Annotated in this window: 25 protein-coding genes; 14 read left to right on the top strand and 11 right to left on the bottom strand. The window is 64.8% G+C overall.

All coding sequences use genetic code 11. From position 1 onward, the window contains the following. Positions 1-73: 73 nt before the first annotated feature. The gene (gene thiL, locus MXF70_RS09305) at positions 74-991 is read left to right on the top strand and encodes a thiamine-phosphate kinase (protein ID WP_248515350.1); all 918 of its coding nucleotides are present in this window, start codon (positions 74-76) and stop codon (positions 989-991) included. A gap of 75 nt (positions 992-1,066) precedes the next feature. On the opposite strand, the gene MXF70_RS09310 is transcribed toward thiL, so the two are convergent. From MXF70_RS09310 to MXF70_RS09320, 3 genes are all read right to left on the bottom strand, one after another. After that, on the bottom strand, positions 1,067-2,167 hold the full coding sequence (locus tag MXF70_RS09310) for a site-2 protease family protein (RefSeq protein WP_248515351.1): 1,101 nt from the start codon (positions 2,165-2,167) through the stop codon (positions 1,067-1,069). A gap of 313 nt (positions 2,168-2,480) precedes the next feature. Next, entirely contained in the window at positions 2,481-3,200 is a 720-nt protein-coding gene (locus MXF70_RS09315) for a metal-dependent hydrolase (protein ID WP_248515352.1), read from the bottom strand. Between the two features lie 89 nt (positions 3,201-3,289). Beyond that, positions 3,290-4,624 carry a hypothetical protein gene (locus MXF70_RS09320; RefSeq protein ID WP_248515353.1) on the bottom strand — a complete coding sequence of 445 codons (1,335 nt, stop codon included), beginning with the start codon at positions 4,622-4,624 and terminating at the stop codon, positions 3,290-3,292. Between the two features lie 82 nt (positions 4,625-4,706). Here MXF70_RS09320 and MXF70_RS09325 point away from each other — a divergent pair, with 82 nt between their 5' ends. The 4 genes from MXF70_RS09325 to MXF70_RS09340 all read left to right on the top strand — a co-directional run bounded on the left by MXF70_RS09325 (position 4,707) and on the right by MXF70_RS09340 (position 9,662). Then, on the top strand, positions 4,707-7,577 hold the full coding sequence (locus MXF70_RS09325) for an AAA domain-containing protein (protein ID WP_259370343.1): 2,871 nt from the start codon (positions 4,707-4,709) through the stop codon (positions 7,575-7,577). A gap of 128 nt (positions 7,578-7,705) precedes the next feature. Then, entirely contained in the window at positions 7,706-8,950 is a 1,245-nt protein-coding gene (locus MXF70_RS09330) for a lactate racemase domain-containing protein (protein ID WP_248515354.1), read from the top strand. Between the two features lie 89 nt (positions 8,951-9,039). Then, positions 9,040-9,207 carry a protein translocase SEC61 complex subunit gamma gene (locus MXF70_RS09335; protein ID WP_248515355.1) on the top strand — a complete coding sequence of 56 codons (168 nt, stop codon included), beginning with the start codon at positions 9,040-9,042 and terminating at the stop codon, positions 9,205-9,207. Positions 9,208-9,209: 2 nt separating this feature from the next. Beyond that, a complete protein-coding gene (locus MXF70_RS09340; protein WP_248515356.1) occupies positions 9,210-9,662 on the top strand; it encodes a transcription elongation factor Spt5 in 453 nt (150 codons plus the stop codon). A gap of 427 nt (positions 9,663-10,089) precedes the next feature. Here MXF70_RS09340 and MXF70_RS09345 read toward each other — a convergent pair whose 3' ends face one another. After that, positions 10,090-11,520, bottom strand: a complete 1,431-nt coding sequence (locus MXF70_RS09345) for an MATE family efflux transporter (protein ID WP_248515357.1) — start codon at positions 11,518-11,520, stop codon at positions 10,090-10,092. Between the two features lie 102 nt (positions 11,521-11,622). Between MXF70_RS09345 and MXF70_RS09350 the strand changes: the two genes are divergently transcribed. Together MXF70_RS09350 and MXF70_RS09355 are read left to right on the top strand one after the other, a co-directional pair. After that, positions 11,623-12,387, top strand: coding sequence for a DUF7001 family protein (locus tag MXF70_RS09350; RefSeq protein ID WP_248515358.1), 765 nt, complete (start codon positions 11,623-11,625; stop codon positions 12,385-12,387). Positions 12,388-12,513: 126 nt separating this feature from the next. After that, positions 12,514-12,906, top strand: a complete 393-nt coding sequence (locus MXF70_RS09355) for an acyl-CoA thioesterase (RefSeq protein ID WP_248515360.1) — start codon at positions 12,514-12,516, stop codon at positions 12,904-12,906. Between the two features lie 37 nt (positions 12,907-12,943). Here MXF70_RS09355 and MXF70_RS09360 read toward each other — a convergent pair whose 3' ends face one another. Together MXF70_RS09360 and MXF70_RS09365 are read right to left on the bottom strand one after the other, a co-directional pair. After that, positions 12,944-13,876, bottom strand: coding sequence for a class I SAM-dependent methyltransferase (locus MXF70_RS09360; protein WP_248515361.1), 933 nt, complete (start codon positions 13,874-13,876; stop codon positions 12,944-12,946). Beyond that, positions 13,873-14,775 (bottom strand): thiamine-phosphate synthase family protein, encoded by a 903-nt coding sequence (locus MXF70_RS09365; protein ID WP_248515363.1) that lies wholly within the window; start codon positions 14,773-14,775, stop codon positions 13,873-13,875. The genes MXF70_RS09360 and MXF70_RS09365 overlap by 4 nt, the downstream gene beginning before the upstream one ends. Positions 14,776-14,913: 138 nt before the next feature. Between MXF70_RS09365 and MXF70_RS09370 the strand changes: the two genes are divergently transcribed. Beyond that, positions 14,914-16,413, top strand: coding sequence for a lipase maturation factor family protein (locus tag MXF70_RS09370; protein WP_248515364.1), 1,500 nt, complete (start codon positions 14,914-14,916; stop codon positions 16,411-16,413). A 53-nt stretch (positions 16,414-16,466) separates the two neighbouring features. On the opposite strand, the gene MXF70_RS09375 is transcribed toward MXF70_RS09370, so the two are convergent. Continuing rightward, complete coding sequence (locus MXF70_RS09375) at positions 16,467-16,847, bottom strand: DCC1-like thiol-disulfide oxidoreductase family protein (RefSeq protein WP_248515365.1); 381 nt, start codon at positions 16,845-16,847, stop codon at positions 16,467-16,469. Between the two features lie 143 nt (positions 16,848-16,990). Here MXF70_RS09375 and MXF70_RS09380 point away from each other — a divergent pair, with 143 nt between their 5' ends. Both MXF70_RS09380 and MXF70_RS09385 read left to right on the top strand, forming a co-directional pair. After that, positions 16,991-17,188 (top strand): hypothetical protein, encoded by a 198-nt coding sequence (locus MXF70_RS09380; RefSeq protein ID WP_248515366.1) that lies wholly within the window; start codon positions 16,991-16,993, stop codon positions 17,186-17,188. A 99-nt stretch (positions 17,189-17,287) separates the two neighbouring features. Continuing rightward, the gene (locus tag MXF70_RS09385) at positions 17,288-17,782 is read left to right on the top strand and encodes an RNA-binding protein (RefSeq protein ID WP_248515367.1); all 495 of its coding nucleotides are present in this window, start codon (positions 17,288-17,290) and stop codon (positions 17,780-17,782) included. 240 nt (positions 17,783-18,022) lie between these two features. On the opposite strand, the gene MXF70_RS09390 is transcribed toward MXF70_RS09385, so the two are convergent. Further along, on the bottom strand, positions 18,023-18,769 hold the full coding sequence (locus MXF70_RS09390; protein ID WP_248515368.1) for a DUF1028 domain-containing protein: 747 nt from the start codon (positions 18,767-18,769) through the stop codon (positions 18,023-18,025). 871 nt (positions 18,770-19,640) lie between these two features. Here MXF70_RS09390 and MXF70_RS09395 point away from each other — a divergent pair. Both MXF70_RS09395 and MXF70_RS09400 read left to right on the top strand, forming a co-directional pair. Next, positions 19,641-20,324, top strand: coding sequence for a hypothetical protein (locus MXF70_RS09395; protein ID WP_248515370.1), 684 nt, complete (start codon positions 19,641-19,643; stop codon positions 20,322-20,324). 677 nt (positions 20,325-21,001) lie between these two features. Next, positions 21,002-21,361: a cell division protein SepF gene (locus MXF70_RS09400; RefSeq protein WP_248515372.1), complete on the top strand. Its 360-nt coding sequence runs from the start codon at positions 21,002-21,004 to the stop codon at positions 21,359-21,361. Positions 21,362-21,432: 71 nt separating this feature from the next. Here MXF70_RS09400 and MXF70_RS09405 read toward each other — a convergent pair whose 3' ends face one another. Next, on the bottom strand, positions 21,433-21,780 hold the full coding sequence (locus MXF70_RS09405; protein ID WP_248515373.1) for a NifU family protein: 348 nt from the start codon (positions 21,778-21,780) through the stop codon (positions 21,433-21,435). A 201-nt stretch (positions 21,781-21,981) separates the two neighbouring features. Continuing rightward, positions 21,982-23,301 carry an LVIVD repeat-containing protein gene (locus MXF70_RS09410; protein ID WP_248515374.1) on the bottom strand — a complete coding sequence of 440 codons (1,320 nt, stop codon included), beginning with the start codon at positions 23,299-23,301 and terminating at the stop codon, positions 21,982-21,984. A 173-nt stretch (positions 23,302-23,474) separates the two neighbouring features. Here MXF70_RS09410 and MXF70_RS09415 point away from each other — a divergent pair, with 173 nt between their 5' ends. Next, complete coding sequence (locus MXF70_RS09415; protein ID WP_248515376.1) at positions 23,475-24,491, top strand: NOG1 family protein; 1,017 nt, start codon at positions 23,475-23,477, stop codon at positions 24,489-24,491. 139 nt (positions 24,492-24,630) lie between these two features. Here MXF70_RS09415 and MXF70_RS09420 read toward each other — a convergent pair whose 3' ends face one another. Continuing rightward, the gene (locus MXF70_RS09420) at positions 24,631-25,926 is read right to left on the bottom strand and encodes a TIGR00341 family protein (protein WP_248515377.1); all 1,296 of its coding nucleotides are present in this window, start codon (positions 25,924-25,926) and stop codon (positions 24,631-24,633) included. A gap of 108 nt (positions 25,927-26,034) precedes the next feature. On the opposite strand from MXF70_RS09420, the gene engB reads away from it, so the two are divergent. Next, the gene (gene engB, locus MXF70_RS09425; protein ID WP_248515378.1) at positions 26,035-26,655 is read left to right on the top strand and encodes a GTP-binding protein EngB; all 621 of its coding nucleotides are present in this window, start codon (positions 26,035-26,037) and stop codon (positions 26,653-26,655) included. Positions 26,656-26,670 lie beyond the last annotated feature (15 nt).

Consider the following 26,670-nt stretch of genomic DNA (forward strand, 5'->3'; position numbering starts at 1 on the left):
TTCGGGCACTCGGACGACCTACCGCCGATCGGCGTCCGTACCCTTATACCACGTCGCGCACCCAAATCACCACATGAACGAGCGATCGGCCCTCCGGATGCTGGGGGAGACGCTGCCCCACGCGGGGGACGACGCAGCGGTGGTCGACGGCCAGGTCGTCACCACCGACATGCTCCACGACACGACGGACTTCCCCGACGGAACGACGCGCTACACGGCGGGCTGGCGGGCCGTCGGCGCATCGCTCTCCGACGTCGCGGCGATGGGTGCCGACGCCACCTCCGCCGTCGCCGTCTACGCGGCGCCATCCTTCGAGGACGACGATCTCAGGGAGTTCGTCGCCGGTGCCAACGACGTCTGTGAGTCCGTCGAGGCGGCGTACGTCGGCGGCGACCTCGATCAGCACGTCGAGTTCACCGTCGCGACGACGGCGCTCGGAGAGACCGACGATCCAGTCCGTCGAAGCGGCGCGGAACCCGGCGACGCGATTTGCGTGACTGGCGACCTCGGCCGATCGGCTGCCGGATTCCGATTCTTCCAGCGCGGCCAGACGGAGGAGAGCGCGGAGCTACTCGAGCGGGCAAACGAGCTGTTCCGGTTCCCGCCACGGGTCGCTGCGGGTGAAGCACTCGCACCTGTCGCCAGCTCCATGATGGACAGTAGCGACGGGCTCGCCCGGTCGCTCCACCAGCTCGCGGAAGCCAGCGGCTGTGGCGTCGACGTCGACTCCACGCTGGTACCGATCCACGCCGCTGTCGACGACGTTGCCACCGACGCTGCCGACCGACTGGAACTGGGCGCGTTCTTCGGCGAGGACTTCGAGCTGGTCTGTACCATTCCGACCGAGGATGTCGAGGCCGCGACGGCGGCGTGTCCGGTTCCGCTCACCCAAATCGGCGAGGTGACCGAAGCGGACAGGGAGGACGCGCAGTCGCTCACGATGGACGGCGAACCCCTGCCCGATCGCGGCTACACGCACGGCGAGAACTGATCGGTCGCAGTGCCACCGACATCCTGTCAGAACGGGTGAAAGGCGGTCGGGAACGGGGCCCGGGGCCGCACCCGTTCAGCTCACGATCGCGATCGGCACCGGCGCGAAACAGGAGAGTCCGACGACGAACGTTGCGATGCCGACGAGCCGTCGTTTCCGGTCGAGTTCGGTGTCGTCGTCCATCGGCGTCGCGGGCCCGAGCACGGCGAGTCCGAGGGCGATCGTCCCCCAGATGACCCAGAGCAACACGTTGCGCGGTGCGACGTTCCGAACGACCAGCAGGTAGCTCGCCAGCCCGTAGAGAATCGGCGGGATCGCGACCGAAATCGCCTGCTGGTAGGCCGGTGCGAGCGAGCGGACGACGTGGCCGCCGTCGAGCTGCCCGACGGGGATGAGGTTGAGGAAGGTCACGAACATCCCGACCCAGCCGGCAATGACCAGCGGGTGAACCGTCCTCGCGGGATCCTCGAAGTAGAGCGGCTGCCCGGTGAGCCAGGCCAGGAACTGCAATAGCGGCGGGAAGCCAATCGCTATCTCCTGGGTGTTCTCCGCGTTCGCGAGCGAGGCCGGCGCCGTCACGGGATCGAGATGGAGTCCGATCACGGTCACAACGACTGTCGCGACGATCCCGGCGATCGGGCCGGCGACGCCGATGTCGAACAGCGCCCTGCGGTCGGGCATCCGCCCTTTCATCCGGATCACCGCGCCCATCGTGCCGATGAGCGTCGGTACCGGAATGAAGTACGGCAACGTCGCGTCGACGCCGTGTCGGCGCGTCATCGCGTAGTGGCCGAGCTCGTGGATTCCCAGAACGGTCATGATCCCGACCGAGAACGGCCATCCTCGCCAGATCTGTCCGGGCTCCTGGACGGGATCGACGTAGAACCAGTACGAGCCGGCGACCAGCGTCGACCCGATCGTCAACACGAACAGCAGGAGGTGCGTCCACGGCAGGCCGCCGTCGTCGGTCGTCTGCGGCCGCGCGACGACCACGTCCTCGCCGGCACGCTCGACGTGTGATATCTCGTATCCTGCACGCTCGAAGGTCGTCGAGAGCGCTCGCGCGAGCCCCTCCTCTACGAGCGCGTGCCCGAAGTAGTATACGCGATCGCCTTCCGTCCTGACCTCCGTCACGTGGAATGCGCGTTCGATCTCTCGCGGGGACGGCGGCGGCACACTGGTGTCGCCAGGGTCGCCTTGCGTTGCGGGCCATTCGCCGTCTCGTCTGTCGACGGCTCCACCATTGGCAGACGTGCTGCTCCAGTATGGTGAATCGTCACCCCCGTCACCCGGTTGGCCGTCGTCTGGTGGGTCGGTCCCGGTACGTCGGCCACCCCCCGACGAGTCCGGTCCACGTCGGGGGTCCTCGGGAGGCATCGCCCGATCGTAGCGGCTCGCACCTCATAAACCCTGTACGCGGATCCGGGAATCGGTCGAGCGACCTGCGATGCGTTCGGGGGAAACGACTGTCCCAGGGGAAATGATTGTCTCAGGGTTCGAGGGAGAACGACTCGTCGCCGTCGAGCACGTGAACGTCCGCGTCGCTTCCCGTTCCGGCGACCTCGTTGACGAAATCCTGTACGTCGATCTCCACGGGCGGGAACGTGTCGTAGTGCATCGGGAACGCGTGATCGACGTCGAGCCAGTCGATCGCCACGGCGGCCTGCTGGGGGCCCATCGTGAAGTGATCTCCACAGGGGACCGCCGCGGCGTCGGGCTGGAGGAACGGACCGATCACGTCTCGCATCTCCGTCATTAGCGCTGTGTCGCCGGCGTGGTAGAACGTCTCGCTCTCCTCGTCGTCGAGCTGCGTCGGTTTGGTGTCGCTGATCACGTAGCCCGCGGGGATGCCGGCCTCGTGTTCGTAGCCCGTGTTGACGCCGTTCGTGTGCATCGCCTGGACCATCGTGATGAAGGCATCGCCACACTCGATCGTGCCGCCGAGATTCATCCCGATCGTGTCCTCGAGGCCCTGCTCGTCTTCAAGATAGCCGGTGAGCTCGGGGGTCCCGACGGTCGTCGCGGTCGAAAACTCGCCCGCGTGGGCGATGTGATCAGCGTGGGCGTGCGTCAGGAGCTGATAGTCCGGTGCGTCGACGTCTCCGGGGGAGTGGCTCGTGTGCGGGTTGTCGAAGAATGGGTCGATCAGGAAGTCGGTGCTGCCGACGGAGACGTGCCACGTCGAGTGGCCGTGCCAGGTAAGCTCCATAATACAGACGGAGATACGGTCGAGACGACCTTAACCGTGGGTGGTCGTGGCAGGGGAGCGGTCCTCCGTGAACCGATCCTCGAATCCGATCACTCGCCCGGTATTCCGGCCCGGAGCAGGATCGTCTCGTTCGCCGTCCCGTTCGCCCAGACGAGGTCGAGCGTGCTGTCGGGGTCCGGCGCCTGCGCAGTGACGAACTGGTCGCCCGACGAGACGGGGCCCACCCACTCCTCGGCAGTCTGGTCGCCGTCGACGACGTAGTTGACCGTGAGATCATCGACCTCTGGGCCGCCCTCGTGAACGATCACAATGGTGCCGTCGTCGCGTTGTGTCGCAGACCAGCTGGTGCGCGGCGGTGCGTCTCGACCAAGCGTCGCCGGATCGATGGGGGCCGTGAGATCTGCGTAGGCCGGGACCGGGACGGCCCGCCGGAGTAGCACCGGTCGATCCTGTAGCGCCGCGGTCGAAACCGACCCCTCGATCCGGACCGTTCGCCCGCTTCTGCTGACCGTCCAGTCGCCCTCGGCGACGTGACCCGCTGCGACTGCGGCCTCCGTGGCGGTCTGCACGGCGTCGGCGCTGGGCGCGCGGTTCTCGCGGTAGCGCAGCACTCGGGTCACCTCGGTCGTCTCTGCGCCGATCGTCGCGCCGAGTCCGGCGGCGAGGAGCGAGCCCGCAGCCTCGTCGTAGGCCTCGGTGCCGGAGTCCGGCCGCTCGGCGACGAGGTCGAACGTCGTCGCGATCCGTGCGGTCCCCGCCGGGAGCGCCTGGATCACGCCTTGGAGCTCCGGCGAGGGGTAGTCGCTCGCGTCGAACCCGTCGTCGAGCGCCTGGATCGCCGCTGTTACCAGCCCGCTCGCGTCGACGTCCGTCACTTCGCGGTTGCCGAACGTCAGCGTCGCGTCGTCGACCGTGAACGCCTCGACGATCTGGCCGCCGTTGCCGAACCGTCGGTAGCCCGCCTCGTCGCCAAGGTCCGACAGCTGATCCTGGCTGGCAAGCCAGCTCGCCGCCCCGTCGGCGTCGATCGATCCCTCGATCACGAGATCCGTGCCGTGTGGCGATGCGAAGGAGAGGTCGCCCGTGTGTCCGACCTGCTGCACCGTCTGCCCGGCCAGCCGATCGACGTCCGCGACTGCGGTTCCGTCCATCTCGCCGACGATCGCGAGGAACTCACCCGCGAGATTCGGCATGGGATCCGCGCCGAGTTCGTTCCGGAGCACGACCGGGTCGTACGAAAACGCGACGTGGAAGCTCGGGACGACGTGCGGTCGCGGGTCCGGGAGGACGGCGAGAAAGCCGCCGTCGTCGCTGTCGCCGTCGTCGTTACCTCCGTCGCCGAAGAGGCAGCCAGCGACACTCGCGACCGACGCAGTCGCCAGCGCAGCGCCGGTCCGTCGCAGGACGGATCTGCGATCTAGCACGATCGGATCCGAGGCCGCCAGCGTGATACCTCCATCGGCGGTGTGCGACAGCGTTTTGACCGATGCCGATCCGAATCTGCACGTGCTACGCGGCAGGGTACTCGAGGTCGGCGACGTCCGGGAGGTCTCCACGAAACGCGGGACCAGCGAGCTCGTCGAGGTGACGCTCCGCAGCGACGAGTACGGTCCCGTGACCGTCACGCTCTGGAACAGCTGGGCGGAGACCGCCGGCTACCTCGACCCCGGAATGGAACTCGGCGTGACCGATCCCGACTGGGAGGAAGCGCCCGACGCCGCACCCGCCAACGTCGACGCCGCTACGAGTTCGACCGATTCGACCCCCGCCGACGACCAGGAACCGACGACGGACGGCGGAACGGCGACCAGCCCAGCAACCGGCGCGGTTCACTCGGCGTCGACGACGCCGGACTCCCTCGTCGTCGTGGAGCCGGATTTCCTCGTCGACGTGACCGACGTTCGGGAGTGGGTCCAGTGCCCTCGCCAGTACTACCTCTCGAAGATCGACGACGCCGAACTCGCCGAGCCGCTGGTGCTCGGGACGATCGTCCACGAGGTGTTCGGCGACCTCCTGCGCGGCGTGGACGTACCGACGGCAGTCGAGGATCGCGTCGAGGAGTCCGGGCTCCAGATCGGCCTCCTCGAACTCGATCCCGCGGCCGTCACCGACACCGTCACGAAACACGCCGAGGCGATCCAGGGCTGGCTGGACCAGGGTACGCTCACCGACGGCGACGACTGGCGCAGCGAACAGCTGCTCATCTCCAGGCAGCTGGGACTCAAGGGGCGCGCCGACGCCGTCCGTCGCGGGATGCCCGTCGAGCTGAAGACGGGGAAGAACACCCGCTCGGATCCACGCTTTCACGACAAGATTCAGGCCGCGATGTACGCGCTGATGCTCCGCGAGCGCGGGGTTCCCGTCGACACCGGCATCCTCCTCTACACCAAGAACGCGACTCTGGACCGCGCGGAGACCGGCGGCGACCTCTCACCGGCCAAGGAGTTCAGCCTCTCCGACGGCCTGCTCGATTTCGCGTTGCGCGCACGGAACGAGCTGGCCGCGATGGAACACGACGTGAGCGTGCCGACCGGTCACGAGGCCGATGCGAACTGCGACCGGTGTTTCGTGCAGGACACCTGCATGGTCGTCGCGGGGCGGCTCGGCCAGGAGTCGAAAGCCGGCGCCATCGGCCGGCAGGTCCCCGACGCCGAGCGGGACTACTTCGACGCGTTCTACCACGCGATCGAGCTGGAACGACGGGCGATCCACGACGAGTACCGGAAGCTCTGGGAGCAGACGCCCGCCGAACGGGCCGCGGACGACCGCGCGCTCGTCGACCTCGAGTTCGAGGGGAAGGAGGCGCTCCCCGGCGGGCGCTGGCGACTCACCGCCCGGCGCCCCAGCGCCGCGGTCTCGAAGCTCCGTGAGGGCGACTTCGCCCTCGCCAGCGACGGCGATCCGATCGAGGGCCACGCCGAGTTCTGCCGGATTAAGCGGCTCGATCCCGAACTGGTCGTGGTCACAGCGGACGAGCCGGTGGAACTCACGCGACTGGATCAGTACCCCTCCGAGATCACGGCCGATCGGCTCGTCGCCGCGCTGATGGATGGCGTCCTCAAGGGCGACGAGCGACGCAAGGACGTGCTCTTCGAGCGCGCCGAGCCGGCGTTCGACGACGCCGTCCTCGGCTCGAGCGAGGAGAGCGACCCCGAGCCCTTCGTCCCGAACAACGACGCCCAGAACGCCGCCGTGCAGCGTGCCGTTGCCGCCGAGGACTTCGCACTGATCCACGGGCCGCCGGGAACGGGGAAAACGTACACAATCGCGCGACTCGTCCGCGCCCTGGTCGATCAGGGAGATCGCGTCCTGCTCTCGGCGTTCACCAACCGAGCCGTCGACAACGCGCTCGAAGCGCTGCAGGATCAGGAGTTCGACGATGCGATCCGCGTCGGCTCCGCGAACGGCGTTCGCGAGGACATGCAGGACGTTCGGCTGGAGCGTCGCGGCGATCCCGAGGAGCTCGTCGATGCCCTCGAATCCGCATCGGTCGTCGCCGCAACTGCGGCCTCCTGTGGCTCGACGATCATGAGCGAGCAGTCCTTCGACGTCGCCGTCGTCGACGAAGCCTCTCAGCTCACCGAGCCCGGAACGCTCGCCGCGATCGAACGGGCGGATCGGTTCGTTCTCGTCGGCGATCACGAGCAGCTCCCGCCGGTCGTGCAGGCCGAATCCGGCCCGCAGGAGGCCCCGAGCACGCCATTTGACGTCGACCTCTCGACCTCCCTATTCCAGCGCCTTCTCGAGACGTACCCCGAAGCCGGCGTCTCCCTCGAGGAGCAGTACCGAATGGCGCAGGCGATCCAGGCATTCTCCTCCCGGGAGTTCTACGACGGCGCGCTCCGGCCGGCGACGCCGGGAGTCGCCGGGCACGCGCTCGCAGATCTCGACGACGTCGACGCGGACGCGCTCCCCGCCGAGATTGCAGATCGGGTAAGTTTCCTCGACGTTGGTGGCGACGACGCGGGTCGCACCGACGCGGTCGAAGCCGACCGGATCGCCGAGATGGTCGAGACCTATCTCGACGCCGGTCTCGATCCCGGCGACATCGGCGTGATCGCACCCTATCGCGCCCAGGTCGCGACGATCGGGGACCGGCTCGAGGATCACTTCGCCGACGACGATCGGGTCGGCGGGGACGACGGTACGACGGCTATCGCGGTCGACACCGTCGATCGCTTCCAGGGCTCCAGCAAGGAGGTCATCGTCGTCTCCTTCGTCGCGACCGAGGATCTCGACAGTCCGATCTTCGAGGACTATCGCCGCGTGAACGTCGCGCTGACGCGAGCGAAACGCCAGCTCGTGCTGGTTGGCGACGCCGACGCACTCCGCTCGGATCCGGTCTACGCACGGATGGTCGAGTGGGCGCAGGGCTGAGGTCAGTGGGCGCAGAGTTGAGGACGGTTGGCACAGGCTGAGGGCGGTAGGCAAAGCTGCTGGCGGACGGTCCCGTCCCGACCGATCGGTGCGCACCGTTTTTGCTACTGCACCGAAGACGATCCGGTATGCAACTCCCGCTCGGCGAGGACAGGATCGACGTCGAGCTTCCGGACTGCGACGTGACCGTCGCCGAGCCCACGGGTGGTGAGCCGGTCGACGTCGCTGCTGCTGCCGAACGAGCGCTTGACCGACCGCTCGGCCCGCCGATCGCACACAGGGTAGACGCGGGCGACGAGATCGCGATCGTCGTTACGGACGTGACCCGTGCGACGCCCGACGACGTGCTCCTCGACGCGCTGTTCGGCCGACTCGACGCGGCGGGCGTCGATCGAGAGAACGTGACGATCGTCGTCGGGCTCGGACTGCACCGCCCGCTGACCGATGCGGAGCTGGCAGACGCCTACGGCGAGTACGCCGATCTCGCGATCAATCACGATCCGGAGGGGACTGTCGAGGTCGGGACGGTCGATAGCGTGTCGATCGACCTCCACCCTGCGGTCGCGTCAGCGGATTTCGTGCTCGCGACCGGGATGGTCGAACCACACCAGTACGCGGGCTTCTCCGGCGGCGCCAAGACCGTCGCCATCGGCGCCGGCGGCGAACCGATTATTCGGCACACGCACGGCCCCGAACTGCTCGGCCAGGACGGCGTGCGACTCGGGCGAGTTGCGAACAATCCGTTCCGCGAGTTCGTCGATCGAGCGGGACAGCTCGTCGGACCCGACTTCTGCGTAAACGTGACCCACGGTCCCTCGGGGATCCTCGACGTCGTAGCAGGCTCGCCACGGCCCGTGGTTCGAGAGCTCGCCGAGGCCGCACGAGAGGCGCTTTCGGTGCCGATCGACCGCGAGTACGACGCCGTCGTCGCGGGCATCGGCGCGCCGAAGGACGCGAATCTCTACCAGGCGAGTCGCGCGGCGACCTACGTCGCCCTTGGGGATCGAAACCCGCTCCGAGATGGTGGGCGAATCGTGATCCCCGCAGAGCTACCCGAAGGTGCAGGCCAGGGCACCGGCGAGCAGCGATTCTACGAGTGGCTTTCGAACGCGGCGACGCCCGACTCGCTCTACGACGCGATGGCGAAGGGCTACGAACCCGGTGCTCAGCGAGCGTTCGTCCTCGCCCGCGTGCTTCGCGAGCACGACGTCTACGTGACGAACGTGTCGGACCCAGACGCCTCGGCGATCGTCGAGGAATGCCTGATGCGATCGATGGAGTCCGTCGCCGATGCAATAGAACCGGGGAGTGACGTGCTGGTCGTTCCGGACGCGATCGACACCTTGCTGGTCTCACCGGAACGGACGTCCTGACCCCGATTGCGCCCCCGAATTGGCCGGGGACCGCTGCCGTCCACATCAACAGATAGAAAAACCGCGCTGGAGTAGCCCACGACAAGACCATGCGCGTTCCAACCGACCTCAGCTCGTACGTGCGGGTGCTCAAGATGGCGAGCACCCCGTCCTGGGAGGAGTTCTCCCAGGTCGCCAAGATCGCAGGAGCTGGGATCCTGCTGATCGGCACGCTCGGCTTCCTGATCTTCCTCCTGATGGGCGCCCTTCCTTCCTGACAATGTCAATCTTCCACGTCAAAACCACGGCCAGCCAGGAGCAGACCGTCGCGGACATGATCATCAACCGCGAGGAGGAGACGATCCACGCCGTCCTCGCCCCCGACTCCGTCACGAGCTACGTGATGGTCGAGGCCGACAGCGCGGCGGTCTTCGAGCGCATCCTCGATGAAATTCCTCACGCACGCGGCGTCGTCCAGCGCGGCGGCGAGGCAGCGGGGAGCGGGTTCTCCGAGGTCGAGCACTTCCTCTCGCCAAAGCCGGACGTCGAAGGGATCGCCGAGGGCGACATCGTCGAACTCGTCGCTGGCCCGTTCAAGGGCGAGAAGGCACAGGTCCAGCGTCTCGACGAGGGCAAGGACCAGGTAACAGTCGAGCTGTACGAGGCGACGGTCCCGATTCCGGTCACCGTTCGCGGGGACCAGATTCGCGTGCTGGACTCCGAAGAGCGGTAACGTCGCTGCCGAGCAGAAGCTGACAATTCTGCGGCTGCGGTGGGGTGTGCGGTTTTTCGCCCACGTTTTTCGACGAGCGGTGCGCCAACGGCGCACCCGAGTCGAAAAAGGTGGGACTGGATCCGCGTGCTGGACTCCGAAGAGCGGTAACGTCGCTGCCGAGCAGAAGCTGACAATTCTGCGGTCGCGGTGGGGTGTGCGGTTTTTCGCCCACGTTTTTCGACGAGCGGTGCGCCAACGGCGCACCCGAGTCGAAAAAGGTGGGACTGGATTCGCGTGCTGGACTCCGAAGAGCGGTAACGTCGCTGCCGAGCAGAAGCTGACAATTCTGCGGTTGCGGTGGGGTGTGCGGTTTTTTTCGTCCGCGTTTTTCAAGGCGTGGTGCCAGCATCGCGAGCACCCCGAGGAGAAAACGGTGGGCGTACTCTCACTCGTCGAGCGACGCCGCACCGCCGCCGCCGACCGCGCCGCGATCGACGATCGACTCGCGCCACGTGCCACGCATGAACCACGGAACCGCGACGAGTGCGCCCACGATGTCGCCGACCGACATCCCGATCCAGATGCCGAGCGCGCCCCAGTCGAGCCAGATCGCGAGCCCGTAGGTCGCCGGAACGCGGGCACCCCAGAGGATCAACAGCGCGATCGCGAGGGCGTGTTTGGTGTTGCCTGCCCCACGGAACCCGCCGAGGAAGACCTGCAGGACGCCCATGAACGCGAACTCGACCGAGCGAATCCTGAGATACTGACTGCCGAGCCGGATCGACTCCTCCGTGTGCTCGGAGTCCGCGCCGAGGATCGACGCCACGATCGGCTCCGGGAAGGCTGCCGCTATCACGGCCACGACGATCATGGTCCCGCCCACGACAGTCGCTCCGAGCCACACAGCTCGTTCGGCGCGGTCCGGCTTCTCCGCCCCGAGGTTCTGCCCCACGACGGTCTCGGTTGCCTGCCCGACGCCGATCGCGGGAAGCACCACGAGCGAGACCAGCCGATTGACGACGCCATAGGCCGCCGCGACCGGCGGTGCGAACAGTGCGACGAGTGCCGTCAGGAGCACCATCGCGAACGCGACCATCGACTGCTCGAGGGCGGTCGGCGTTCCGATGCGAACTATCTCCGTGACGGTCTCACGCTCCAGCCGGAGGTCGGGGAGGCTGATGTCCGGACCGCGGTTCGTCCGGAAGAGCACGTACATGCCGGCCACCGTTGCGAGACCCCGAGAGAACACCGACGCCAGCGCGGCGCCCTCGATCCCGAGCTCGGGAACTGGACCCAGTCCGAAAATCACGATCGGATCGAGCACGACGTTGATCGCGACGCTGATCGCCATGATACGCATCGGGGTGTACGTGTCCCCGTACCCCCGCATGAGCGCCGTAAACACGTAGAACCCGAAGATGAAGGGCGTTCCGAGGAAGACGATCGTCAGGTAGTCGCCCATCATCGGAAGCACCGACGCGCCCGTTTCGGCGTTCGCCGGCAGGAATGCGAGGAGTGGATCGGTCACGAGGACGCCGAGGAGCCCGAGTCCGATCGAGAGGAGGCCGACGAACGCGAGCGACTGTCCGGCGATGCGGCCGGCGTCCTCGCTGCCCTCCGCGCCGGTGTACTGTGCGACGAGGATCGCGGCGGCAGTCGTGAAGCCGCCCGCGACCGAGAGCAACAGGAAGAGGATCGGGAACCCGAGGCTGATCGCGGCGACGGCGGTCGGGTCGTACCAGCCGAGGAAGATGGTGTCGGCGAGATTGTAGGTGACCTGGAGGAGCTGGATCGTGACGATCGGCCACGCGAGATGGAAGAGTGGGCGTGCCAGACTACCCTCTGTGAGATTCTTCGGACTTTTCGAACCGGACACTGCTCGGACTCAGCAGGCTGCCCGTATCAATCTTCCAGTATCCGAACCCCGTCCATCGACGGACCGATGGGCTGACGGTCTCCGCTCACGAACCGCGAGCCGATGGTCGATCGGGTGTCACTCTACGCAGCACCGACGACGGTCGCAGCGGCCGAGCCGATCGCCGAGTGGCTCGATGCTCGCGTCGACGCCGCGGTCGACGTTCGCGACCGGTTTCTCGATGAACACCGGACCGAGGACCTCGCCGAGCAGTTCGCGGAAGCTCGTGTCGCCGACCCGCACGATCCGGCGACGGGAAACACGATGCTCGGGATCGTACGGTACGAGGAGCGAGCGCTGGACGATCCAGAGCGCGAGGGCGGCGTGCTCTACGACGGCACTCAGGTCCAGTCCGCGCTGAACGCCGCGATGCCCGCGGACGACGCCGGTCTCGATCACGCACACGTCGCCCTCCTCGATCGAGCGATCGGCACATGGGGCGACCACGACGGCCGCTGGCACAAGCGCGTCGCCGTCCTCGGCCAGCCCGCCGTGATCTCCGTGCCGGGGCTCTACGAGGCGCCGGCGAAACCCGAAGCCTACTACAAGGAAAAGCAACGCCACGCACTGCTTTCGGGCGATTCGCCGCCCCGGGAGGTGCTTGAAAACCAGGTCGAGGGCGACTTCCTAATCGAGGACGACCCGCGGACGACCGAGGCTCTCCGCGGCTACGTTCTCGCTGCAGTCCACCTCCTCGCGACCGGCGAGGCGTTCTGTGAGAGCGAGCGTTGTCGCCTGTTCGACGCCCACTACCAGGCAGACCTGATCGACGCACAGCTCCGCGAGCCCGAGTTCTGCGAGACGCACGCCGAACTGTACGCCGAGTAGTTCTCGAACTGCTGACGGTTTTCTACCACTGGCGAACGTCTCCCTATCACTGGCGAACGTCTCCCCACCAGCGGCGAACGTCTCGTTCACCGCCGGCTTGATGCCTCATCCGCTCGACAACCGAGTATGTCCGTCACGAAGGAAATCGACGTTCGCTACCGTGATCTCGACATGCTCGCACACGTCAACAACGCAGTGATCGCTACGTACGTGGAGGAGGCCCGCCTGCACTATCTCGATACGGTCTTCGAAGTCGGCTTCGACGAGTTCACGTTCGTTATCGCACACATCGAAATCGACTTCGAGCGCCCGATCGAGGCCGAGGAATCCGTCGCAGTGACGGTCGAAGTTCCAGAACTCGGAACGAGTAGCGTGCCGATGCGCTATGAAATCGTCGCCGACGGTGAGCGGGTGGCGACGGCGGAGACGACGCTGGTGTTCCTCGACCGCAGAGGAGAGGAGACCGTACCGATCCCCGACGACGTCCGGGAGCGGATCAAGGCCCACGAGGGGATGTAGCTCGCCACCGGTGCAAGAGAATTCGAACGCTGTCTTTTCAGGCCCGTCGCCCGGCCGTCAGCTCGACGAGGTCGAACAGATGTGATTCGGTGATCGACGGCTCCGTCCGCTGGTAAACGGTATCGCCGGCCGCGCGGACCCGCCGATCCAGCATTCGCGAGAGCTCGCGGTCGTAGCGGAGTTTCGTGGTCGGTGGCGTCGAGAGCACGGTGAACAGCTCGAGTGCCGGATTCGCGATCGGCGCGATCGCGTGCTCGCTCCGCCGGAGGTGAAGGAGTGCGACGTGTCCGTCCGGTGCGAGGTGATCGATCCAGTCGTCGACCGCCGCTGCCGGATCGTCGAGCATCCCGACGACGAACGTCGCGAGGATACCGTCGACGTCACCCTGCGTGCCGTCGATTTCGCTCTGCGCACCGTCGATCTCGTTCTCCATCCCGTCGGTATCGCCCTGCACTCCCTCGGTCTCGCCCACTAGAGTGTCGGTCGCATCATTCTCGAGCGCGGCAGGACCAGTGTCGATCGGAAGCCGGGTTCCGTCCGCCCGAAGCACCTCGACCTGCGGATAGCCGCGGGTGTTCCGGCGTGCCCGCTCCAGCACGCCGCGGGAGCGGTCGATCCCGATCACGGTGCCCGTCGGACCGACGTCGCGAGCGAGGAGTGGGAGGTTCGCGCCGGTTCCACAGCCGATCTCGACGACGGTGTCGCCGCGTTCGAGCCGGAGGGCGTCGACTGCGCGTCGACGGAGCCGTCCCACGCCGGGAGCGTGGGCCGCGATCGGCTCGTAGAGCCGCGCCCAGCGGTCGTAGAACGCTGTAGCGCTGGCAGTGCGTCTGGACTGTCGGTTGGACTGGGAGCCGCCTCTACTGTCGGACCGGTCGTCGGGGTCCGCAGCGGTCTGTCCCGTCGACTCGGATGGCCCCGCTGACTCCGCCGATTCAGCAGCCCCCGGCGACCCAGTGGGTTCCGTCACGACCCACAGAGCTCCCGGACAGTCGCCGCGAGCGTCTGGGGATCCTCTCCGATCAGGTAGACGTTGGGCTCGACGCCGAACCCGCCGCTCTGGTAGGCGACGGTAGCTGTGGGGGTGCGCTCGATCGCTTCCCGGATGGCCTCTGCCGTGTCCTCCTCTGCGGGAAACTCGACGGTCTCGTGACCGAGCGATTCGAGCGTCGCGACGATCTCGGGATCGTACCGGACGTTGATGGCGGCGCGGGCGTCGCTCCCTGCCTCCCGCACAGCGAGCAGGACGCCGGCGACGTGTTCGCTGACGCCGAACTCTGGATCGCCAGCGCCCGTGGCGCGGCCTTTCACGTCGACGATTCGTCCCGGAACTGCCGCGACGTCGTCGATCGTCGTCGCGCCGGGAACGCAGGCAACGAGGTTCGAGCCGACGTTCGGGAGGAGTCCGGCAAACCCGGATGTGGACTCGAGCGTGCGGAGCCCGCGTCGTAGCGAGGCGAGCGTCCGCTCGCTCGTCCGCAGTTCGCTGTCGGGGTCGTGGACGCGAAAGCCGCCGCCGTGATCTGCGAGCTCCGGGACGGCGTCCTCGTGCATTGCGGCGAGCAGGTCGCCGTCCTCCAGCTCCCTGATCAGCACCTCGAGCTCGATCAGCGCCTGGACGCGCGTGACTTCACCGCTGGCGAGCCCCGACGCGAGATCGTCGACGGCCTCGCGAACCCGTTCGTCGGACTCGATGCGCTCGGTGCGCTCGACGCCGCCGCCGGCGTACTTCGAGACCGCGCTCTGGCTGATGCCCAGCAGCTCCGCGACTTCGCGCTGGGTTCGGCCCGCGTCGAGGAGGCGTTCGGCGAGCATCGCGCGGACCGTCGGCAGGAAGGCGTCGGCGACGATCTCTTCGACGAATCGCATCTTGCCTGGAAAACGCTCCGGCCTGCAATAACTCCACGGCACCGGAGTCGGGTTCCTCGGCGATCGACAGTGGGTGAGTCCGAGCGTCCCCTGGCCGACCCCATCGCTTACGTCGACCGCGACGCGTAGAATCCGCCCGTGTTCACCGGCTCGGAGGACTACTGGCTGGTTCGCTTTCTCTTCCAGCGGGGGTTGGCGGTGCTCTACCTGCTCGCGTTCCTCGTCGCTGCGACCCAGTTTCGTCCTCTAGCGGGCGAGAACGGCATTCTGCCCCTCGATCGGTACGTCGACCGGGCCGAGTTCGCCGATCGTCCCAGCCTGTTCTACCTCGTCCCCAGCGACCGCGCGATCGGAATCGCCGCCTGGAGCGGCGTCGTCCTCTCGGCCGTCGCGCTGCTCGCGGGCCCGTACTGGCTCACGATCTGGCTCCCTGGCGAGTACGCGATCGCCGCGTCGATGGCGCTGTGGCTCGCCCTGTGGGCTCTCTACCTCTCTTTCGTCAACGCCGGCCAGCTGTTCTACGGCTACGGCTGGGAGTCGATGCTGCTGGAGACCGGGTTTCTGGCCGTCTTTCTGGGCGCCGGCCCTGCGGGACCGCCCATCGTCGTGATCTGGCTCGTGAAGTGGGTGTGTTTCCGCAACATGTTCGGAGCGGGGCTGATCAAGCTCCGCGGCGACGACTGCTGGCGGGATCTGACGGCGATGGACTACCATTACGAGACGCAGCCGATCCCGAACCCCGGCTCGTGGTTCGCCCACCACCTGCCGGATCGGTTCCACCGGCTCGAGGTGCTCGGCAACCACGTCGTCGAGCTGGCGGTTCCGTTTCTTCTGTTCGCTCCCCAACCGTGGTCGTCCGTCGGCGGCGCGGCGATCGTCGGGTTTCAGGCCTGGCTGCTGCTCACCGGGAACTTCTCGTGGTTGAACGCGCTGACGATCGTGCAGGCGATCGCCGCGTTCAGCGATCGAGTGCTGGCCTCGGCGTTCGTACCGGTCGCTGCGATCACCCGGGCGATTCCTGCCGGTCCCGACTCCGTCGGCGCCGCGTCCACAGCGCCCGTTGCACTCCAGATCGCAGCAGTGACGCTCGCGTTGCTCGTCGCAATTTTGAGCGTCCATCCGGTCAAAAATATGCTCTCCGAGCGGCAGGTGATGAACACCGCTTACGACCCGCTCAGCCTGGTGAACACGTACGGCGCCTTCGGATCGATCACTCGCGATCGCTACGAGCTGGTGATCCAGGGCACCACCGACGAGCGAATCACCGACGACACCGAGTGGCGCACGTACCGGTTCACCGGGAAGCCGACCGATCCCGGCAGGCGACCGCGCCAGATCGCACCGTACCACCTCCGGCTCGACTGGCAGCTCTGGTTCGCGGCCATGCGCCGGACACCGCGGCGAATTCCGTGGTTCACGCGTTTTCTCGACAAGCTGCTCGCCGGAGACGACGCCACGATCGCACTGCTCGCAGACGATCCCTTCGACGGCGAGGCACCGACCTACGTCCGCGTCGATCGCTATCGCTACCGGTACACCACGCCCGAGGAGCGTGCCGAGAGTGGGGACTGGTGGGTGCGCGAGCGCGAGAACACCTACGTCCCGCCGGTGTCCGCAGAGGAGATCCCCTCGACGTAGCGACGATCGGCAGCCGCATCGAGCGTCGATCTATGGATTCTCCGCCCGAGTACTCAGCTGGATCGATCCCGCGCGGGCGGCGGCCGCGAGACGAACTTCCCGAGCGTCCCCCGGTTGTCCGCGACCCACCGATAGGCGGTTTCCCGGAGCTGGTCGTACTCGTCGAACCCGCGACCGAACCGAGCGACATCGGCGAGTGGCCCGCCCATCCCCGTCCGGAGGAAGGCCTCCTCCATCGCCGCGCCACAGGAGTAGATCTCGTCGTCGACGAGGAGGTGTGCACACTCCTCGTAGTCGGCGGGAAGCCGGTCCCGAAGCTCCTCGGACAGCTCGGAGAAGCCCACGATCGCGACGTCGGATCGCTCGGCGACGAACTCCACCCAGTACGTGCAAAAGCCACAGTCGTCGTCGAAGACCAGCGTCGGCGTGTCCATACTCCGGGTTCGAGGCGGCGCCACTAATGCGTGTTCCGACGGTCACAATCCCTACGGCCACTATTCCAACGGGCTCTATTCAGCCGCGTCGTTCCGATCGCCCCGGGCCAACACCGAAGTGGGGCGACGGCGAGCATCTTCGTATGGAGCGTTCTGTTCAGCTGATCGTCGCTGGCGGGATCTCCCTGACCGCTGGCCTCTGGCTCGTCGCTGCGGGCGATCGGATCGGGGTGGTGGAGAGTATGTGGCTGTACGGTGGGATCGCGCTCGCTGCCCTGGGTGTGGCCGCACTCGTTGGGGGGATCACCCACGATCTCACGGACGGTCCATTCGGTGCCTAACTGCTGAAGCGCCTCTTCCGCGCACGATCCGTGACTTTCGATCGCCAGTACCGTTCGCAAGCGCAACACATAGGGGCGCCCTGCACGGACAGTTCGACAATGGAGATCAGCTCGCGCCACCACCTGCGCAGCGACGAGGTGTCGGACGTCGAGGCAGCGATGGCTGACCAGCTCGGCGTCGACGTCGACGGCGACAGCTACGAACTCGTGGAGCTGACCGACAGCGAGTTCGATCTCGTGCTCGTCGACGGCGAGCCAGACGTCCTCTACGTCGAGGACGACGATGGCGAGCCCGAACCGTTCCTGACAGTGCGGGGCGCAAACCGGTTCTCGCCGGAGACGCACGTCGTGACCGTCGACGCCGGTGCCGTCTCCTTCGTCTCCGATGGCGCGGACGTGATGCGACCGGGAATCGTCGAGGCCGACGAGACGATCGACGAGGGCGATCTCGTCGCGATCGCCGAGGAGTCCCACGGGAAGGTGCTGGGGATCGGCCGCGCGATGGTCGGCGGCGAGGAGATGGACGGCGACAGCGGAAAGGTCGTGAAATCGGTCCACCACGTCGGCGACGATCTCTACGAGTTCGTGGTGTAGGGTTGCTGTGAGTTCTTCTGGGTGGCGAAACCGCGACAGCAGCCACCGCTTTGGAAGCCCCCTCCCGCTCGCGGATGCTATCTCGCTGTGCTCCTCACTCGCTTCGCTCGTTGCGGTGCTTCCTTCGGTAGCATCCGCGAGCGGTCGGCCCCTTCCAGTCCCACCCAGCTGTGGAGGATATAGTCGTGCTACGTCCGGTGGTCCGTGCAGGCAGCTACGTTGCCGGGAGACCGGCCGCCGTCACTCGTCCTTGGCGGCGTCCATATCGTCGTCCTCGTACGCCTCGCCGTAGCGTTCGAGGGTCGCCTCGTAGCTCTCGCGGGCGAGTTCGTAGGTCTCGCGGAGGTTCTCGATTGGAGTCTCGCTGGCGTCGACCCGGAGATCGTCGTAGGACGGTTCGAATGCGCGGTCCTCTGTCCGGGTAACCAGCAGGGCGGCCGACTGGACGGTGAGCTCCTCTCGTTTGTCGCCGCCCTCGGCGTGACCGGCGGCGAGCGCGTCGATCAGGCGCTCGGCGAGCGGAGTGGCGTCTCCATCGCGATCGGGCCCCGCCTGCTGGTCGTGCCGTGCGCTTGCGTAGGTCTCGGCGGTCGCGTCGATCACGTCCTCGCCGGTGAGCAGGTTCCCGGCGACGGTGAAATTCTCCTCCTCGCGGTGGCCGTACCAGGGGTTGCACTCATCGCCCGAGAACGCGAACGTCCCTTCGCGATCGACGCCGTGAAGCTGTCGCTGGGCGGCGCCGTCGTCGGCAGCGAGGAGCGCGTCGAGGGCGTCCTCGACGTGGAGTCCGTCGGCGAGATACTCGATCCCGCGCTCGCCGAGTTCGACGTTGACGAGGCTCTGGGTGGCGACGGCACCGTGTTCGTTCGCGAACGGACAGAGCGTCCCCACGGCGGCGAGACGGGTGGTGACCGCGACGCCGAAGCGGTACTGCTCCTCGCCGTCGGGATCGGTGTAGCGCTCCCGGACGCAGATGCTGAAGGTCACGACCCGAGTTCGACGTCCAGCACCGTCAGCGCTGTGCCGAGCGACGGTGCTCCCGGAACTTCAGTCACGAACCCAATCTGCTCGAGTTTGTTAGTCCAAAATGTTGTCATAGGCATCAAATGTAAATATATTCAATGTAATTCTCATATTCGTCTAATTCGATTCCGGTCTCTCCATCGCCTTCATTCCATGAAACCGAGCTATAATGTTGGCATACGTCCTCAAATGGTGCCACCTCACCGATGAAATACGCGATTTCGTCATCGTCGTATTGATCGTGCAACCCACGAAAGAATGCGTAAGCAATAATGGTAGCTCCCACCGTGTCAAATATTGGATGAACCACACTCCTCATGTCTGGCCCGAATGAGAAACAATAGATGTTATTGACATTATCTTGGATCACGGTTAGAACGTCCACATTGAGGTTTGCTCTATTTTTGAACACCCGGATTTGTTATCTTGTTGTGGCTGACCCACCGGAGCCGCTAGATGCGAAACCAAGTAGGATTGAAACAGTATTCGAAAGTATTAGACCACCTAGGTGGGCTGAATATTAAGCATCATCGGCAGCCCCGGCCTTGCTTCTCGCTCGATATAATCCAAACCGAAACCGTATCAATCAGCGAACAAGGAAAGAATATTCTGGTATAGATGCTGAAAAATCATTTTTTTCCGTCTTATTCCAATTCCTGCCCGCCATAGTGAACATGACCCTAACATTCAATACTATGGGGGCAAATTCAATATTGTGGCCCGATAATACAACAAAGAAGGCGAAGAAGAGAACCGAACCACTCACATAAATGGCCGATCCTTTAAACGAAGGAGAGCTCTAAAGACGGCAGGCGCAGTTCTATTTGGAGGAGCTTTGCTTGCAACGGATAAGGCAGAGGCAAAAAATAACACTGCCGAAGAAGTGGGAATATCTGAAGAACTTTCACAACTTCTAGAAAATGGTGAGGTTGACCAAGCAGTTGATCTACTCGAAGAACATGATATATCACATTCAAAAGATAAGCGCACTACATATGGTGGTCCAAAATCTAGTTCTGATAACCAGATTGGGACTCAATCACTGTACAATAAAAACAAATCCGAAGTGAGTCTTATCGGGTGGCATAAATATGATAATATGTATGGCGTTAATTTAAACTGTGTCATGAATTGGGGGCACGGCTCTGCCGTAGATGAGGACGGGCCGTCGGACGCATATGCAATCTCATTCGCAGGATCGCGGTGGGAGCCTGAGCCAGGGACCTTCAGAGGTCAAAATTCTCCACGTATTGATATGAACCCTGAAGGCGTAATTGGAAAGACAAATCTGGCGGTTAGCACCACCGGCCCCCCCTATAATAATTATGGAAGTTTTCGCGGAACAATCGAAAAAAGAGATGATGAGGATCATAACGTCTATGGGCATTTTGGTCACACATGGTCTCCCTTTGATCTCCCATCGAATGTTTCCTTTGGGATAGCATATGGTGCTCTCTCTGTCAGCGTTGGCGGTGCCGGGGATTCTTGGGTGATGCCCGCGCCAACAATTGAAATCTGATTTATTTATCATAATATGTTTCAAAATCTGCAAAGTCTATTACCATCGCGGTGAAGTGACAATATCTAGTGAAAATAGCTATTGAGTCTTTTCATACTCTTGTAATGCTGCAAAAACACTTTACCATCACCTCTTAATTAGAGCATATGCAGCCTAAACCGATGCCAGTATTATTGAAATTGTGCTTAATTATAATCACTATAAATATATCATTTATATTGCTGGAAGTATCTTGGATTGCAAGTTCAGTATATACTCCGATTTCAACTGTGGTTTCCATACTATCTATATTTTCAGTAGTCGTGTTTTGGATATCGACTATAGTAAGATGATTCGAACATGTAGGAAAATTTAGGAAATGGGTGGCGGATGTTTATTCTGAGATTATTAAATATATCTGCAGGAATTGATGATTTATTGTACAAATATCGGCGTTGTTCAGTCATGATTTCACTTGGGAGTTTTAGAGAAATGCCAGCTGCCGTTTGACTACGTATTATGTTTCAAAAAATGCAGGCACCAGCAGGCTAGGTCTCCTGAGTCACCAATCAATCCATTCGCAGGGAGGCAGCATCCTGGCTCCGTGGGCGGCTACCGCTGATAGTGTCTTACGTTTCAACGATGTGATCAGATCGTCTGACGTAAGACCTTTACCAGTTCCGGCGGTCCTGAAACCTATGGGACTGATGAGCACAATCCTCGGCGGGCGTGGTTCCCGCGAGCTCGACGACTACGCCGATCTCGACGTCGGCGGCGTCGACACCACGGTCGAGGAGGCCTCCATGCAAGTCTACGTCGCGGAGATCGCCGACCAGCAGGACGCACTCGAGATCAAGGACGCCGTCTACGACGGTCACCTCGTGGTCGCGGACATCACGCGCCTCCGTACGGAAGACCAGACCACAGAGCACATCGTCGAGGACCTTCGTCAGGTCGCCGACGAGGTCAGCGGTGACATCGTCAAGAAGGGCGACGATCAGCTGATCGTCACGCCGGCGGGCGTGAAGATCAGTCGCGAGAAGCTTGGCAGCCGATAGGCGTCGCAGAGCTGCTTTCTACCGCCAATCTGGTTCGCGAGACAGAGGATCGCTGTACTGCGACGGACTGCTCAGGACCAGCGACCGCCTTTCACGTCACCGCGGCCGCCCTCGGTCCGGTCGACGCCCATGATCGACTCCTCCTGATCGACGCCGAATGACTCGCCACTCTCTGGCACTCGCACGGTGATCTCGTCGATTTCCTCCCACGTTATCAGCTCCTCCTCGATGTTGCCCGAGGTGATGTCGCCGACGTCACAGCCGGCACAGCCGCCACCGAGTTCGATGACGACCTCGCCAGTCTCCGGATCCGCCTTGCGGACGTTCGAGGTCCCGCCGTGCATCTGGATGATCGGCATCTGGCGAGCGAGCCACTCCTCGACCCGGTCGGCCAGTTCCTCGTCGCGGACCTCGCTCATGAATTCGAATAGGCGTTCGCGCTCCAAAGGGGTTCTGTTTGGGGAACGGCCGCGGAGGAAGACCGGTTTCGTCCACGAGTAGCTCGACGGTTTCCGTTCCTTTGGAAGCCCCTTCCAGTCAACCCCTGTTGACGGCCTCACTGACGCGAACCACCTGTGGACGGCTTCGGTCGGGTGTCGTTCAGTGACGGCCAGAGCTGCTCAACACTCGGGGAGCGGATCGGCACCTGCGGGAGGCTCGGTCAGATCCGGCGGGTTCGACTGATTGCCGGCGCGGTCTGGGAAGACGTAGACGCGCCCCTGAATCGAGTCGTCGAAGCCGCCGGCGTCCCCGGCGCTACTGGCGACGAATTGCTCCCCGGGAACGGCGCTTCGAGCCGTCCAGAAACAGGCTACCGCTGGATCGCGCCACCACGCGAGCTGGTCGGGCGATCGCGGATCGCTGACGTCGTGGACTTTCACGCCGCCGAAATACCACGACGAGTAGAGACGATCGTCCCGGAGCTCGAAGTTGTGCGCCGTGGTGAACTGCCCGCTCCGGGTGGGTGTAGCGGACTGTGGCGGATCGATCGTCGCGAGGTGGCCGACGTCGGTCGGATCGCTCGCGTCGTAGAGGTCGATCCCTCCGGACGTGCCACGAACGCAGTCGCCGACGTCGACGGCCCACGCCTCTCGACCGACGGCCAGGAGGTCGCCGGACTCGTCCGGCTCTGCGAAGTGACTGTTGCCGGGTAGGGTGAGCAGATTCACCTGGAGTTCGAACATGCTATCCGCAGTAAGGGTGGCTGGATCCTGGCCGCCGATGTGGCCGAGATGGGCCGGATCGGCAGGGTCGCTCACGTCGACGAGGTAGGTTCCAGCGTCCCAGTATGGGAGATAGGCGACGCCGTTCTGGACGGCGACGTCGTGGAGCTGCCAGAGCGCGATCGGAACGTCACCCCAGGTTGGATCGACGTCGAGTGGCGACCACCGACCGACCTCGTCCAGCTGCTCGTCGCTCGCGTTCAGCAGTATGAGCGCGTTGCCACTCTCGCTGTAGGAGGTGAGATAGGCAGTGCCGTCCTCGAGGTGGCAGTTGTGAATCGGAGAGGCGGTCCGGTGTGCGTCGAGGAGCTGGGGATCTGCGGGATCGCCGACGTCGAACAGAAGCGCAGCGTGGAGTGAGGAGTCCGCGAGCCCATTTGCAGGCCCAGCCGCGAGCAGTCGATCGCCGTCGACGGAGATGTCCCAGAGCAGTTCGAGCGGCCCGTTCGCCTCGTCGGCGAGCAGCCCGCGGCGCTCGGCAAGGATCGTCGGTGCCGACGGCGAAGAGAGGTCGACGGTCGCGATGCCGTCGTCGACGGCGAGATAGGCCACGGTGCCGTCGGTGCTGGTCACCAGCTCTCGTGCACCATCGACGTCGACGGAGCCGATCGGTCCGTACGACCCAGAGCTCTGTTGGGTCAATAGAGAGCCGGCGCCCACGACCCCCACCGCCCCGGCGGTCCCCGCGATCCCAGCCAGGAGATGACGTCGTCGCATTGTGATCGTCTACCCATCGCTGACGCCTAAAGCTGTCCGTGGGAGCGGAGCGACTTCGGTCGCATCCTGCCGACCCCGATCACTCCCTCGACTCCGATTGCGTTCACTGGTGGCCGTTCGGGCCGCGAGCACGGATGCGTGGCCTTTTGGGTGCTCGCCGGGTACCGTGGCCCATGATATTCGAGGGGCTCCCCGGGACGCCCACCGCCGAGGAGCTCGAGGACCAGGCGTTCTCCCGGGCGGCCAGAGCTGGCCGGGCGAAATCCGGCGTCGACGCCCAGCTCTCGATGCTCCAGACAGCGGCGAACGTGATCGGAGACAACCTCCAGAACGTGGTGAAGGGCTGGCCGGACTTCGACCAGATGGACCCCTTCTACTACGAGCTCGCCGACGCGGTGCTCGCTGGCAACGGCATCGTCCGCGTGACGCGAGACGGCGAGGGCAACGAGACGGAAACGGCCGGTATCGACGCGCTCCGACAGGCGCTCTCACAGGTCGGCTGGGCGAGCCGGAAGGCGACGGAGCTACGCGACGAGTACCAGTCCCGCGTCGCGAAAGGTGGTGACGCTTCGCGCAAACATCGCAAGCAGGCGTTCGCGCGACTCGCCGACGTCGTCGAACAGGTCGACGACGACCTCACGCTCGTTCGGAACGCTCGCGAGCAGCTCCGAGACCTGCCAGAGCTGCTCCCCGACGAGCCAACGATCGTCGTCGCTGGCTACCCCAACGTCGGCAAATCCTCCTTCGTCAACGGTGTCACGCGAGCCCGCAACGAGACGGCGTCCTACCCGTTTACGACGACGGGAATCGGCGTCGGTCACCTGGAGCGCGACCACGTTCGCTACCAGCTCGTCGACACCCCGGGGCTGCTCGACCGACCTGCTGAGGACCGCAACGACATCGAGAGCCAGGCCGTCAGCGCGCTCGAGCATCTCTCGGACTGCGTGCTGGTCTTCGTGGACGCCTCCGAGTCCTGTGGCTACCCCCTCGAGGACCAGCTCGCGCTCCGGGACGACCTCGAAGCAGAGTTTGGCGTCCCCGTCCTCACCGTCTGCAACAAGGCCGACCTTTCCGAGGAGGTCGACGCCGACCACTACGTCAGCGTCACGGAGAACGACGGGCTCGACGCACTGATCGACGACGCGGTGGAGCGGATTGGGTTCGAACCGGAGCTTCCCTACGACGGCTGAGGACGGTTCTGTCGATCGGGGGTTGTACTGGCGACCGTATCTCTGGACGAAAGGAGTCACTGACGTCGTTACCGACCTGGCTGGCGTTTCGGTGCAATCGGCACGATCGTTTGCTCTCTGCCGGCCGTCGACCGGACGGTTAGCGTTCCTGGCCCGCGGTCTGGAACTCGAGATACCGCACCTCGACGGCAACGTCTTCGCCCAGCCGATCGCGAATCCGTTGGCGCAACGTCGAGGCGATCTGTGGCGGTGGCGCGTCAGCCGGCTTTCCGATCGTGATCACCGCCCGTTCAGGCGTTCCACGGAGCGGATTCTGGTTCCCCTCGACGTCGACGCTCAACAGCGTGAGCTGTTCGTACTCCGACACCGTCGAATCGGCCGTGTCCGTGATCTTCTGCTCGGCGACCGCGCCCTGATAGCCGGCGAACGTCACCGCACCGAGGAACACCGAGAGAACGACGATGACGCCGGCAAGCAGGGCGATCCGCGTCAGGGTCATCGTCCGGACGTCTCGTGCCCGGAACCACTGCTCCGGCCTGTACCCCTGGTACCAGAGGACCGCGAGCGCAGCGAGGTTGATCGAGAGGACGTTCACGAGGACGAGCACAGCAGATCCCATCGCGAGCGTCGGCTGTCCCCACGCGATGCCGATCCCGACGACAGCGGCCGGCGGAATCAACGCGACCGCGATCATGACGCCCACGAGGGCCGCGGAGACGCCGGTCGACAGTGACAGCGCGCCAGCGACGCCCGCGCCGAGTGCGATTGCCAGTGAGAGGAAGTCCGGCGCGAGTCGCTCCCGTATCTCTTCGACGGCGAGCACGTCGAGCCCGGGGGGAACGAGGTTCGTCGCCTGGACGAAGAAGGCGAAGGCGGCCGCGCTGGTCACGGCAGCGACAATCCCCATGACCTGATAGATCACGCCTCGCGTGCGCATCTCGTGATCGTCGATCACGGTGCCGACGCTCGCGGCGAGTGCCGGGCCAACCAATGGCGCGATTACCATCGAGCCCACGACGGTCGCCGGCGAGTCGAGCAGGAGGCCGGCGGTCGCGACGATCGCGCTCACGACCGTCAACACGAGGTAGTTCCGCCTCGCCGGGATGAGGTCGTTCGCGGCCGACCGGAGCTCCTGTCTCGCGATTCGGTCCTCGTCCGTGTCCTCTGCGTACTGCTCTTCGAGTTCGTCGAACTTCCGTGAGACGACCGTGTTCGCCTCGACGACGATCGTGTAGGAGTCTTCGTCCAGGCCAGCCGAACGGAGCCGTTCGAGAATCGGCTCGACCGCGCTCGCTGGCAGCGGAAAGTGCGCGACGGCTGCGTACTCGCGACCGCTCGTCTCGTCTGAGAGCACGTAGTCGACGCCCTCGTCGTCGAGCGCGTCGGTGACCGCCTGCCGCTTGCCGGTCGGGATCGTGACCTGGACGAGTCGCACAGCGCCGTCATCGAACTGCGCCGCGAAAAACCCCCTGCATCGCGGTGGGGTCGACGCAGTTCGTGTGGAACCACGGAGGCTATCAGCGTCGACTCCCTCGTAGCAGCCATGATCGAGGAGCGTCCAGATCGGTCGGCCGAGGTCGTACTGCTCGGGCGATCGAACGTCGGGAAATCGACGCTCATGCGCGAACTCACCGGCCACAGCGTCGACACCGGCCGTCGGCCGGGTGTCACCCAGGCCGCGAACCACTACGACTGGACCGGTCCGGATTTCGTTCTCACCGATCTCCCGGGCTTTGGCTTCATGGAGGGCGTCGAGGAGTCACGTCGGGAGGAGATCAAGACCGCCATCGTGCAGTATCTCGAGACGTACGCCGACTCGATCCTCGTCGGCATTCTCGTCCTCGACGCCAACAGCGCCGTCGAGATCATCGACCGCCACCAGGGTCGCGGGGAGATCCCCCACGACGTCGAGCTGTTCGGCTTTCTGCAGGAGCTCGGAATTCCGACCGTCGTCGCCGTCAACAAGATGGACAAGGCCGACGATCGAGACGAGACGCTCGACGCCATCGCCGAGCGGCTCGGGCTCCACCCGCCCTGGCAGCAGTGGCAGGACACCATCGCGCCGATCACGGCCAAACGCGGTTCGATCGGTCCGATGACCGACGCCGTCGGCGAACACCTCCGTGAGCAAAAGCGAGAGGAGCTCTTGCAGTTCTTCAGCTGAGGCCGCGTACGTACT

The organism is Salinarchaeum laminariae (assembly GCF_023204835.1).
Classification (GTDB): Archaea; Halobacteriota; Halobacteria; order Halobacteriales; family Salinarchaeaceae; genus Salinarchaeum; species Salinarchaeum laminariae.